The organism is Pseudoalteromonas sp. GABNS16E, from assembly GCF_028598715.1.
Classification (GTDB): Bacteria; Pseudomonadota; Gammaproteobacteria; order Enterobacterales; family Alteromonadaceae; genus Pseudoalteromonas; species Pseudoalteromonas atlantica.
The window spans coordinates 47,725-59,665 of sequence record NZ_JAQREZ010000027.1 but is presented as its reverse complement, the minus strand read 5'-3'; the positions used below and the strand labels follow the sequence as shown (position 1 = coordinate 59,665).

At 42.4% G+C, this 11,941-nt stretch carries 18 protein-coding genes; all 18 read right to left on the bottom strand.

Annotation, left to right across the window (positions count from 1 at the left end; translation table 11 throughout):
* Positions 1-999: 999 nt before the first annotated feature.
* Positions 1,000-1,401, bottom strand: a complete 402-nt coding sequence (rplQ, locus tag PSI06_RS12225; protein ID WP_004589197.1) for a 50S ribosomal protein L17 — start codon at positions 1,399-1,401, stop codon at positions 1,000-1,002.
* Between the two features lie 39 nt (positions 1,402-1,440).
* Positions 1,441-2,427: a DNA-directed RNA polymerase subunit alpha gene (locus PSI06_RS12220; RefSeq protein WP_004589198.1), complete on the bottom strand. Its 987-nt coding sequence runs from the start codon at positions 2,425-2,427 to the stop codon at positions 1,441-1,443.
* 24 nt (positions 2,428-2,451) lie between these two features.
* Positions 2,452-3,072, bottom strand: coding sequence for a 30S ribosomal protein S4 (gene rpsD, locus PSI06_RS12215; protein WP_004589199.1), 621 nt, complete (start codon positions 3,070-3,072; stop codon positions 2,452-2,454).
* Between the two features lie 21 nt (positions 3,073-3,093).
* A complete protein-coding gene (rpsK, locus tag PSI06_RS12210; protein WP_002959471.1) occupies positions 3,094-3,480 on the bottom strand; it encodes a 30S ribosomal protein S11 in 387 nt (128 codons plus the stop codon).
* 12 nt (positions 3,481-3,492) lie between these two features.
* The gene (gene rpsM, locus PSI06_RS12205) at positions 3,493-3,849 is read right to left on the bottom strand and encodes a 30S ribosomal protein S13 (RefSeq protein WP_004589200.1); all 357 of its coding nucleotides are present in this window, start codon (positions 3,847-3,849) and stop codon (positions 3,493-3,495) included.
* 125 nt (positions 3,850-3,974) lie between these two features.
* Positions 3,975-4,088, bottom strand: coding sequence for a 50S ribosomal protein L36 (gene rpmJ, locus PSI06_RS12200; protein ID WP_002959476.1), 114 nt, complete (start codon positions 4,086-4,088; stop codon positions 3,975-3,977).
* A gap of 22 nt (positions 4,089-4,110) precedes the next feature.
* Positions 4,111-5,439 (bottom strand): preprotein translocase subunit SecY, encoded by a 1,329-nt coding sequence (gene secY / locus PSI06_RS12195; RefSeq protein WP_004589201.1) that lies wholly within the window; start codon positions 5,437-5,439, stop codon positions 4,111-4,113.
* 10 nt (positions 5,440-5,449) lie between these two features.
* Entirely contained in the window at positions 5,450-5,884 is a 435-nt protein-coding gene (gene rplO / locus PSI06_RS12190; protein WP_004589202.1) for a 50S ribosomal protein L15, read from the bottom strand.
* Positions 5,885-5,888: 4 nt separating this feature from the next.
* Positions 5,889-6,071 (bottom strand): 50S ribosomal protein L30, encoded by a 183-nt coding sequence (gene rpmD, locus PSI06_RS12185; protein ID WP_004589203.1) that lies wholly within the window; start codon positions 6,069-6,071, stop codon positions 5,889-5,891.
* A 2-nt stretch (positions 6,072-6,073) separates the two neighbouring features.
* Positions 6,074-6,580 carry a 30S ribosomal protein S5 gene (rpsE, locus tag PSI06_RS12180; RefSeq protein WP_004589204.1) on the bottom strand — a complete coding sequence of 169 codons (507 nt, stop codon included), beginning with the start codon at positions 6,578-6,580 and terminating at the stop codon, positions 6,074-6,076.
* A gap of 9 nt (positions 6,581-6,589) precedes the next feature.
* Positions 6,590-6,940, bottom strand: coding sequence for a 50S ribosomal protein L18 (gene rplR / locus PSI06_RS12175; RefSeq protein WP_004589205.1), 351 nt, complete (start codon positions 6,938-6,940; stop codon positions 6,590-6,592).
* Between the two features lie 9 nt (positions 6,941-6,949).
* Entirely contained in the window at positions 6,950-7,483 is a 534-nt protein-coding gene (rplF, locus tag PSI06_RS12170) for a 50S ribosomal protein L6 (protein WP_004589206.1), read from the bottom strand.
* A 13-nt stretch (positions 7,484-7,496) separates the two neighbouring features.
* Positions 7,497-7,889: a 30S ribosomal protein S8 gene (gene rpsH / locus PSI06_RS12165; protein WP_004589207.1), complete on the bottom strand. Its 393-nt coding sequence runs from the start codon at positions 7,887-7,889 to the stop codon at positions 7,497-7,499.
* A gap of 21 nt (positions 7,890-7,910) precedes the next feature.
* The gene (gene rpsN / locus PSI06_RS12160; protein ID WP_004589208.1) at positions 7,911-8,216 is read right to left on the bottom strand and encodes a 30S ribosomal protein S14; all 306 of its coding nucleotides are present in this window, start codon (positions 8,214-8,216) and stop codon (positions 7,911-7,913) included.
* 10 nt (positions 8,217-8,226) lie between these two features.
* Positions 8,227-8,766 (bottom strand): 50S ribosomal protein L5, encoded by a 540-nt coding sequence (gene rplE, locus PSI06_RS12155; protein WP_004589209.1) that lies wholly within the window; start codon positions 8,764-8,766, stop codon positions 8,227-8,229.
* Between the two features lie 16 nt (positions 8,767-8,782).
* A complete protein-coding gene (gene rplX / locus PSI06_RS12150; RefSeq protein ID WP_004589210.1) occupies positions 8,783-9,097 on the bottom strand; it encodes a 50S ribosomal protein L24 in 315 nt (104 codons plus the stop codon).
* A 10-nt stretch (positions 9,098-9,107) separates the two neighbouring features.
* Entirely contained in the window at positions 9,108-9,476 is a 369-nt protein-coding gene (rplN, locus tag PSI06_RS12145; RefSeq protein WP_004589211.1) for a 50S ribosomal protein L14, read from the bottom strand.
* Between the two features lie 276 nt (positions 9,477-9,752).
* Positions 9,753-11,723, bottom strand: a complete 1,971-nt coding sequence (locus PSI06_RS12140) for an AsmA family protein (protein WP_273603823.1) — start codon at positions 11,721-11,723, stop codon at positions 9,753-9,755.
* Positions 11,724-11,941: the final 218 nt, after the last annotated feature.

The following is an 11,941-nucleotide window of genomic DNA, read 5'->3' as shown; positions in this document are numbered from 1 at the left end:
TAGGCCTGCCGCCAGCGTTCAATCTGAGCCATGATCAAACTCTTCAATTAAAAAGTTTTGTGTCTTTCGACAGCTCAATGAATTCTGAATTTATTTAATATCTTTCGATATTGAATTGACTGTGCTGCAACTCTTTTCTTAAGTAAAACCTAAGTAAGTTATTGCTGTTGGTCACTCAGTTTCAATTGAGACTCTAAATTTGCTTGCCTCACTTAGTAAACTAAGCTTGGCTGTTAGAACTCAATCTGTACGAGTGCCCACACAGATGATTGCTTTATATTGTTAAAGAACGTTGCGATTAAAGCGTTAAACTTTATCTCGCTAGGGCTGCGCATCTTACGCTTCCCTATTTTTTTGTCAATACTTAATTTTGTTAAACTTGAAAGTTTTTAAAACTAAGTTTTACTCAACTCACTGATTGACTCTTGCCTTGCTATGCGTTGCGCTCTGCCGTCTCAGTGGGGTCGCATTATAGGGAGATCCGAAAACAGATCAACCCTTTTTTGCAGAAAACTTGAAATAAATGACTGTTCGCTGAGTATTTGAGCTAAACGCTCAAAAACCCAACTAAAAGTAGCCTTAAGCTCACTAAATTAGCGAGTTAAAATTAAATATCTCTGTTTGATTGGCTAATTTGCTTTACCACTATCCAAATTAAACTGTACATCTACAGTCTGGGGTATGTTTTACAAACCTTATCAGCTCTACTTAGAGGGTTACCGCTTAATTAAGCTTTTTGAGAATGCAGGCTTTATAACTACATTGGTTTAACTAAGTCGGTTTAACAGAATGAAGGTAATAGGTAATAGGTAATAGGTAATAGGTAATAGGTAATAGGTAATAGGTAATAGGTAATAGGTAATAGGTAATAGGTAATAGGTAATAGGTAATAGGTAATAGGTAATAGGTAATTATCAAGTAACTATTTGGAGGGATGTCAAATTTTAGGCATTAAAAAGCCGAGCATTAAGCTCGGCTTTTTGGTGTCTCTTTAAAGACTTACTCTGCAGACTGCGCGTCTTCTTGAACTTCTTCGTTAGTCGCTGGGCGACCTACTAGTTCAATATAAGCCATTGGTGCATTATCACCAGCACGGAAGCCACACTTAAGAATACGAGTGTAACCACCTGGACGGTCTGTATTACGAGGACCGATTTCGCTGAACAATTTACCAACTACTTCATTATCACGCGTGCGAGCAAACGCTAAACGGCGATTTGCTACACTGTCAGTCTTAGCCAGTGTGATTAAAGGTTCAATTACACGGCGTAACTCTTTCGCTTTAGGCAAAGTAGTTTTGATGATTTCATGTTTCACCAAAGAACCTGCCATATTGCTGAACATCGCTTTACGATGGCTACTGTTACGGTTTAATTGACGACCACTCTTACGATGGCGCATGACCCTATCCTTCTAACTAAACTAATATAGTGATTTAGATTATTCAGCTAGGCTTGCAGGCGGCCAATTTTCTAGGCGCATGCCTAGAGAAAGACCACGTGAAGCTAGCACGTCTTTTATTTCAGTTAGAGACTTCTTGCCTAGGTTAGGCGTTTTAAGAAGCTCAACTTCAGTGCGCTGAACTAAATCACCGATATATTGAATTTGCTCGGCTTTCAAACAGTTTGCTGAACGTACTGTTAGTTCAAGATCATCAACTGGACGAAGTAGAATAGGATCGAATTCTGGCTTCTCTTCTTTCTCTTCTGGCTCAGTTACATCACGTAAATCTACGAATGCATCTAATTGCTCAGCTAAGATAGTAGACGCACGGCGGATCGCTTCTTCAGGATCTAAGGTGCCGTTTGTTTCCATATCAATGATTAACTTGTCTAAGTCTGTACGTTGCTCAACACGGGCTGATTCAACCGAGTACGCAATACGTTCAACTGGGCTGAATGATGCATCAAGCAGCAATCGACCAATTGGACGCTCATCGTCATCAGAGGATAAACGACTAGATGCCGGCACATAACCACGACCACGCTCAACACGAATACGCATGCTGATCTCGCTGCTATCTGTCGTTAAATGACAAATAACGTGATCTGGATTAGCAATTGTTACATCGCCATCGTGCTGAATATCAGCCGCAGTCACAGGGCCTACACCAGACTTAGTCAGGGTCAGAAAAACTTCATCTTTGCCTTCTAACGTTACTGCTAGACCTTTTAGGTTTAGTAGTATTTCAATGATGTCTTCTTGTACGCCTTCTTTCGCGCTGTACTCATGCAATACACCGTCGATTTCAACTTCAGTTACTGCACATCCAGGCATAGATGATAACAGTATACGGCGTAAGGCATTACCCAGAGTATGGCCAAAGCCACGCTCTAGTGGTTCTAAAACTACTTTAGAACGCGTTGGGTTGATAGCGTCGATATCGACTAACCTTGGTTTTAGAAATTCTGTAACAGAACCCTGCATTTTATCCTCTCTTAACTCTTAACTTTACTTAGAGTAAAGTTCGACGATTAGTTGTTCATTAATGTCCGCAGACAGATCTGAACGCTCAGGTAGGCGCTTAAAGCTACCTTCCAATTTCTTACCGTCAACTTCAACCCAAGTCGGCTTTTCACGTTGCTCAGCCAACTCTAGAGCAGCGATGATACGTGCTTGTGTTTTAGACTTCTCACGGATTACTACAGTATCTTCTGGAGCAATTACGTATGAAGGAATGTTCACAACACGACCATTAACTAAAATCGCTTTGTGGCTTACTAACTGACGTGCTTCAGCGCGTGTGCTAGCAAAACCCATGCGATATACAACATTGTCTAAACGTTGCTCTAAAAGCTGTAACAAGTTTTCACCTGTATTACCTTTAAGGCGAGCAGCTTCTTTGTAGTAATTACGGAATTGCTTTTCTAATACACCGTAGATACGACGTACTTTTTGCTTTTCACGTAATTGTAAACCGTAATCAGATAAGCGACCTTTACGAGCGCCGTGCTGACCAGGTGCAGTCTCAAGTTTACACTTAGAGTCGATAGCTCTTACGCCGCTCTTAAGGAACAGGTCAGTACCTTCACGACGACTCAGCTTGAGCTTAGGGCCCAAATATCTTGCCATGTTATTTCTCCTAACCTATTGTTAAACGCGACGTTTCTTCGGTGGACGACAACCATTGTGTGGTATTGGCGTCACGTCAGTAATGTTGGTGATACGGTAACCAGCAGCATTCAAAGCACGTACAGCAGATTCACGACCTGGACCTGGACCTTTAATGAAAACTTCTAGATTTTTTAAACCGTATTCTTGAGCAGCAGTACCTGCACGCTCTGCAGCAACCTGAGCAGCAAATGGTGTAGATTTACGTGAACCACGGAAACCTGAACCACCGGCAGTAGCCCATGATAGTGCATTACCTTGACGGTCGGTAATTGTTACAATAGTGTTGTTGAAAGACGCATGAACATGAGCCATACCATCAGCAACTTGCTTTTTAACCTTTTTACGACGAATTGGTGTCTTAGCCATAATACTATCCCCTTATCGCTTAATAGGCTTACGAGGACCCTTACGGGTACGCGCGTTAGTCTTTGTTCTTTGACCACGTAGTGGTAAAGAGCGACGGTGACGTAGGCCACGGAAACAACCAAGGTCCATAAGGCGCTTGATATTTAGAGTAACTTCACGACGAAGGTCACCTTCTACAGTGTACTTGCCAACTGCATCACGCAGTACGTCAAGAGTTTCGTCTGAAAGTTCACCGATTTTTGTGGTCTCGGCGATACCAGTCGCTTCTAAGATAGCCTTAGAGCGAGTCTTACCTATGCCATAAATAGCTGTTAAACCAATAACTGCATGTTTATGATCAGGGACGTTAATGCCAGCGATACGGGCCACTAACACATCTCCTATATTTGAATTTGGTAATCAAAAGTTTGAAAAGCCCGTAAGGATACTCAAACGAAGACCAAATCACAACTAAAAACACAGGCCGAGAAATCTCAGCCTGCACGACTGTTTACTTAGCCTTGCCTTTGCTTATGCTTAGGCTCACTGCAAATTACGCGTACTACACCAGCACGTTTAATAACTTTACAGTTACGGCATATTTTCTTAACGGAAGCACGTACTTTCATTGCTCAACTCCGTAAACTGACCTTATCGGCCGTAGCCTTTAAGGTTCGCTTTTTTCAGCACAGAATCATACTGATGTGACATCAGGTGAGTCTGTACTTGTGCCATAAAGTCCATGATTACTACAACGATAATCAAAATTGATGTACCGCCGAAATAGAATGGCGTTTGCCATGCCATAGTCATGAATTCGGGCACCAGACAGATAAAGGTTATATACAAAGCACCTGCCAATGTCAGGCGTGTCATCACTTTATCAATGTATTTAGATGTCTGCTCACCTGGACGAATACCTGGGATAAATGCGCCAGATTTCTTCAGGTTGTCTGCTGTCTCACGCGGGTTAAAAACCAACGCTGTGTAGAAAAAGCAGAAGAAGATGATAGCTGCTGCTAGCACCATCGCATACAAAGGCTGACCTGGAGTCAACGTTGTTGCAATAGCTTGTAGCACATCAGCGACCGGACCTTCACCCTGGCCGAACCAGCTTGCAATTGTACCAGGGAACAGAATTATACTGCTAGCGAAGATTGGTGGAATAACACCCGCCATGTTTACTTTTAGTGGTAAATGCGTGCTTTGAGCAGCAAATACTTGACGACCTTGTTGGCGTTTAGCGTAGTTAACAACGATACGACGTTGTCCACGTTCGAAAAACACTACAAGATAAGTAACAGCGAATACTATAACCGCAACCATCAACAGTACAAAAACATTCAAATCACCTTGGCGCGCCATTTCGGCTGTCGAACCAATAGCAGACGGCAGGTTAGCTACAATACCAACAAATATTAGAACTGAGATACCGTTACCGATACCGCGTTCTGTTATTTGTTCGCCCAACCACATTAGGAACATAGTACCAGTTACTAAACTCACCACTGCGGTGAAATAGAAACCGAGACCCGGGTTAACAACTAACCCTTCCATCATGCCCGGTAAGCTAGTTGCAATACCGATTGATTGGATAGTAGCAAGCACAAGCGTGCCGTAGCGTGTGTACTGGCTAATTTTTTTACGCCCTTGCTCACCTTCTTTCTTAAGCTCTATAAACGGAGGATACATATGCGTTAATAGTTGCGTAATAATCGAAGCCGAGATATACGGCATAATACCCAGTGCTAACACTGAAGCTCGCTCAAGCGCACCACCGCTAAACATGTTGAACATCTCAACAATGGTGCCCTTTTGTTGCTCGAAGAAATCGGCAAGTACAGCGGCGTCAATCCCAGGGATTGGCACAAATGAACCTAGACGGTAAATAATGATAGCACCTAAAACAAATAGTAATCGACGCTTCAATTCCGAAAGTCCACTTTGTGCACTTTGTGTATCTTGACCTGGTTTAGCCATTAGTACTTCCTTAGTCTTCTACCTTGCCTCCGGCAGCTTCAATAGCTTCGCGAGCACCTTTAGAGGCCTTAAGGCCTTTAACGGTAACAGCGCGTGAAACTTCGCCAGATTTAACAACTTTAACGAACAGAACGTTCTTTTTAACTAGACCAGCTGCTTGTAACGCGTTTAGGTCTACCACATCGCCTTCAACTTTAGCGATTTCAAAAAGGTTTACTTCTGCAGATACTAACGATTTGCGTGAAGTGAAACCAAATTTAGGTAGACGACGTTGCATAGGCATTTGACCGCCTTCAAAACCAACGCGTACTTTACCGCCAGAACGTGATTTTTGACCTTTGTGACCACGGCCACCAGTCTTACCAAGACCAGAACCGATACCACGACCAACACGTTTTGGAGCAGTTTTAGAACCTGCAGCAGGTGAAAGTGTATTCAAATGCATGAAATTAACCCTCTACCTTAACCATGTAAGAAACTCGGTTGATCATACCACGTACACATGCTGTGTCTTCTAACTCAACAGTGTGGTTGATACGACGTAAACCAAGACCGCGTAATGTAGCTTTATGCTTCGGTAAACGACCGATAGAGCTCTTTACTTGTGTTACTTTTACAGTTTTATTTGCCATGGTTACCCCAGAATTTCGTCTACGCGCAGACCACGTTTAGCAGCGATTGACTCAGGAGAGTTCATGTTCTCTAGAGCTTGAATCGTTGCACGTACTACGTTGATCGGGTTGGTAGAACCGTAACATTTAGAAAGTACGTTCTGCACACCAGTAACTTCTAGTACTGCACGCATAGCACCACCTGCGATGATACCAGTACCTTCAGATGCTGGTTTCATGAACACTTGTGAGCCAGCATGACGTCCTTTAACAGGATGCTGTAATGTGTTGCCATTTAGGTCTACATTGATCATGTTGCGACGTGCTTTTTCCATTGCTTTTTGAATAGCAGCTGGAACTTCACGAGCTTTACCATAACCAAAACCTACTTTACCTGCGCCATCACCAACTACAGTTAGTGCAGTGAAGCTAAAGATACGACCACCTTTAACTACTTTAGACACACGGTTTACCGCGATTAGCTTTTCAGCTAAATCAGGCTGTTGTTGCTTTGCTTCTACGTTAGCCATTGTCTACTCCTAGAATTGCAAACCGGCTTCACGCGCAGCATCAGCTAGCGCCTTCACACGGCCGTGATATTTAAAGCCACTGCGATCAAAAGCAATCTTTTCGATGCCTTTGTCAGCCGCACGTTCTGCAACCGCTTTACCAACTGCTTGTGCAGCTGAAACGTTGCCTGTGCCTTTAACTGTTTCGCTAATAGCTTTCTCAACAGTAGAAGCAGCAGCCAGTACAGTACCCTCAGCATTAACTACTTGAGCGTAAATGTGACGTGGCGTGCGGTGGATAACAAGACGCGTTGTGCCTTGTTCAATATAATTTCTACGAGTGCGTTTAGCACGACGTAGACGAGCTGTTTTTTTATCCATCGTCTTACCTTACTTCTTCTTAGCCTCTTTACGGCGTACATTCTCATCTGAATAACGAACACCTTTACCTTTATAAGGCTCAGGTTTACGGTATGCACGAATGTTAGCAGCTGTTTGACCAACTAACTGCTTATCTACGCCCTTAACTAGAACTTCTGTTTGGCTTGGAGTTTCAATCGTAATTCCCTCAGGAACTTCGAAATTAACTGGGTGCGAGAAACCAAGTGTTAAGTCTAAAACTTTACCCTTAGCTGCAGCACGGTAACCAACACCTACTAACTGAAGTTTCTTCTCGTAACCTTCATGCGTACCAACAACCATGTTGTTGATTAGAGCGCGAGCAGTACCTGCTTGAGCCCATGCATTAGCTACGCCTTCACGAGGTAAAGTTGTAATAACGTTGTCGTTAACTTGTACTTCAACAGCGTTGTTGATAGTACGAGTAAGTTCACCGTTTTTGCCTTTAACTGTGATGTCCTGGCCTTTTAATGTAACTTCTACACCGGCAGGAACATTGATTGGTGCCTTTGCTATGCGAGACATAGTTCCCCTCCGATTAAGCTACAAAGCCAATGATTTCACCACCAACACCAGCACTACGTGCTGCGCGGTCTGTCATTAGGCCTTTAGAAGTTGATACGATAGCGATACCAAGACCACCCATTACCTTCGGTAATTCGTCACGTTTCTTATAGATACGTAGACCAGGGCGGCTAACACGCTGGATATTTTCAATTACAGCTTTGCCTTCGAAGTATTTCAACTCGATAGAAAGCTCAGGTTTCGCTTCGCTGTTTACAGCGAAATCTGCGATGTAACCTTCGTCTTTTAATACTTTAGCTACTGCTACTTTCAGCTTTGAAGTTGGCATCGTTACAGATACTTTCTTCGCTGATTGACCGTTACGGATACGTGTAAACAAATCCGCGATAGGATCTTGCAAGCTCATAGTCTTACTCCCGTGATACTATTACCAGCTAGCCTTTTTAAGGCCAGGAATTTCACCGCGCATAGCTGCTTCGCGAACTTTAATACGGCTCATGCCGAATTTGCGAAGGAAACCATGTGGGCGGCCCGTAATGTTACAACGATTACGTTGACGTGCAGGGCTAGAATCACGTGGTAAAGCTTGAAGCTTAAGTACCGCGTCCCAACGATCATCTTCAGATGCGTTAACATCGCTGATGATAGCTTTTAGTGCTGCACGCTTTTCAGCGTACTGAGCAACTAGTTTAGTGCGCTTTGCTTCGCGCGCTTTCATAGAATTCTTTGCCATAACCCTACCCTTATTTCTTGAATGGGAAGTTAAACGCTTCTAACAACGCACGGCCTTCCTCATCAGATTTCGCAGAAGTTGTGATTGTGATATCCATACCGCGTACACGGTCTACTTTATCGTAATCAATTTCTGGGAAGATGATTTGTTCACGTACGCCCATGCTGTAGTTACCACGTCCATCAAAAGACTTAGCACTCACACCACGGAAGTCACGGATACGTGGGATAGCGATTGATACCAAACGCTCAAAAAAGTCCCACATACGCTCGCCGCGTAAGGTTACTTTACAGCCTATTGGGTAGCCTTCACGCACTTTGAAGCCAGCAACAGATTTGCGTGCTTTAGTGATTAAAGGTTTCTGACCAGCGATAGCTTCTAGATCCGCAACAGCGTTATCTAAAATCTTCTTGTCAGCTAGGGCTTCGCCCACGCCCATATTTAATGTGATCTTTTCGATCTGAGGGACTTGCATGACAGAGCTGAAACCAAACTTCTCTTGAAGCTCAGCAACTACTTTGTCTTTATATACTTCATGCAGTTTCGCCATCATTCTACTCCAACTATTAGATAGTTTTACCAGTAGATTTAAAGATACGTAATTTCTTACCATCTTCAATCTTGAAACCTACACGATCTGCTTTACTCGTTTCCGAGTTGTAGATCGCAACGTTTGATACGTCGATAGACGCTTCTTTCTCAACAATGCCGCCAGCTTGGTTCAATTGTGGAACCGGCTTTTGGTGTTTCTTGATTAAGTTAATGCCTTCGACAAATACTCGACCAGACTCGGTAACAACTGAAAGCACTTTGCCGCGCTTACCTTTGTCTTTACCTGCTAGTACGATTACTTCGTCATCACGACGGATTTTTGCTGCCATGATAGACTCCTTACAGTACTTCTGGGGCTAGTGAAACAATTTTCATGAACTTATCATTACGAAGTTCACGAGTCACAGGGCCGAAGATACGAGTACCAATTGGCTGCAAGTTATCATTTAAGATAACAGCCGCATTGCTATCGAAACGGATCAGAGAACCGTCCGGACGACGAACGCCTTTTTTGGTACGCACAACTACCGCGTTTTTAACATCACCTTTCTTCACTTTACCGCGAGGAATAGCTTCTTTCACAGAAACTTTAATGATATCGCCAACTGCCGCATAGCGACGGTGTGAACCACCAAGGACTTTTATACACTGCACTTTGCGAGCGCCGCTGTTATCAGCAACTTCCAGCTGAGTTTGCATTTGGATCATGTTAATGACCTCCGGTGTAGTAATTACAACTTGCCTTAAATTTGTTTAAAATCAAGGCACTTCGATTAAATCCCACTCAAAAAACAACAGAGTTGTCTCTTAAGGGCGGGCAATTGTACCAGCATTGGCTAGTGAGTGGTAGGTTATTTTTTAATTAATTTAAGGGAAGGACAGATTAAAACTGAGTAAAAACCGCTATGTAGCTATTTTACAAGTGGTTATAAAACAATCAAGGCGCAAATAGCGCCTTAATTATTTATTTGTGGGGTTTAATAGTTAGCCAAATAAACCTTTTAGTTTATCTTTAACTTTGTCCTTGGCTTTTTCTTTTGCTTTCTCTTTGGCGTCATCGAGCTTTTGCTTTGCTTCATCTTTAAGCGCGTTGCTTACATCTAGCTTAAAGCCAACGTCATGAAATGGGCCTTCTATACGCAGTGGGATTTTAAAGCCTGTACTATCATCTGTAGTGCCTTGCCCTTCAATCGAATCAACAATGCCGGTCACTAAGCGATAATCAACATTGGTTTTAGGCAAATCTACATCGCCCTCACCTGTAATACGAATAAGTGGGCTCATCAGCGATAGGTCGTTATTATGGCCCACGCCATTAGTAAAGTTAAAGCTACCGGTGAGCGCAGAAAAATCTGTTTGCTCTGATTCTTCAAAGCCTGTATCTAGCCCTTCACTCACAGCTCCAAGGTTACCAGTAATAAGCTCTTTGCCTTTGCGAACCATCTCAGCCACGTTTGCGCCTTTAACAGCACCATCGGCAAATTCAAAGCCAACCTTGCCATTTAATGCATTAATAAAGGTTTTTTGACTTTGCCCAGTTGTGGTTAAATTCCAATTTAATGACCCTTTACCCATAAGCTTATCAAAGCCAGCCGCATCAGTGAGTAACGGTTGTGCGTCTATGTCGGCTAAATCAAAATTTGTGCTTATTTTATACGGCGTTTGCTGCGCATTTATGTTGATAACCCCTTTACCAGTGCCCTCATATGCTTTAAAGCTATCTAAGCTTAATTTAGCAACGCTGTTGTTTAAATCGACTGTAAATTGATTAGCACCTAGCTCAATATCGTTAGCTTTTAAACCGCTTGAGCGAATAACTACATTAGCATTAAGTGCATTTAATGCGCTTAAATCAATTTTAGTATCGTCCCAAACAATCGGCTGCGCGGCTTTAGGTTCTTCGCTTTGCGGCGCTTGCTGCTTAGCGACTACCTCCGGTAAGTAGGGATTCAAATCAAGCATACCTAGGTCTATATCAGCATTAACCGCTAGTTTATTGCCTAAGTTTACTTCACTTTTTCCTTTAATCTCTAATTCATCTAGGGTAGCAATCAGCTCTTCTAAGTTAAACGTATCATCTATAAGATTCATTTTACCGTTTACACTAAACGCATTAAATGCATTTTCTTTAGCGTTTAAGTCTACCCCTTGCCAAGTTGCTAGCTCCTTAACAGAGTCGCCACTTAGCGCTAACTCGCCTTTTATATCTTTACCTTGGCGAGCAATACTGCCGATAAAAGTAAGATCGACCAAGCGAGAGTCTACGCTTTGAGTAACCTCAAACGTCGCCCCTTCAATTGCTTTTGCCGGCGTATCAAGTTTTACATCAAGCTCAAAGCGCTCTTGCATATATGTAATGCCGCCTTTGATCTCTAGTGTTTTACGTAGTGAAGGAAGTAAAATAGCCAATTCCAAGTCACTAATTTGTTGTTTAGCGCCTGTTTGCCCATCTAGGTAAGTAAACGTACCACCGTAAATAGCCACTTCACCTAACTCTATATCAAAGTTCTCTGGTAGTTTAACTGACTCGCCTGATTGAGTTTGCTCTTGCGGCTGCTCTGCTACAGCATCAAACAACTGCCAGTTAGCTTTACCGTTTTTATCAGTTTCTAATAAAATATTGGGCTCGTTAATAACAAACTTATCTAGTCTGAATTCGCCGCCAAATAACGATAACCATGGTATATGCACAGCTAATTGCTCCATACTTGCCATGTCGTCGCGCGAGCCTGTCTGCATGTTTGCAAAGTGCACATCGTTAAGCTCTAACTTTAATGCAGGAAATACACTAAGCGTTTTATCACCTTTAATAGTAAGTGTGCGCCCTGTTGTTTTTTCAACCTGCTCAGATACTTTATTAAAAATAGTATCGGTTGGGATTAAAAACGGAGCGGCAATAATTAACGCAATACAAAGTAAGAGTATTACACCAACAATTTTGAGTAAGGTCTTCATGATCATCCTTTCAAACGTGCAAATAATGTTCTTATCATAGCGAGTGTTAGCTTTAAAATCATTGTCGTTGTGACAAAAAAGCACTTTATTGTAATTTATTTAATTTGAAATGAATTTATGCTTAAAAGTAAACGTTGCGAAATTGGTGACTAAAAGTAAAGCTCATCAAGTTTAAATCTAACCAAGTATTAAACCCTACAACATTGCATCCCTTGAAT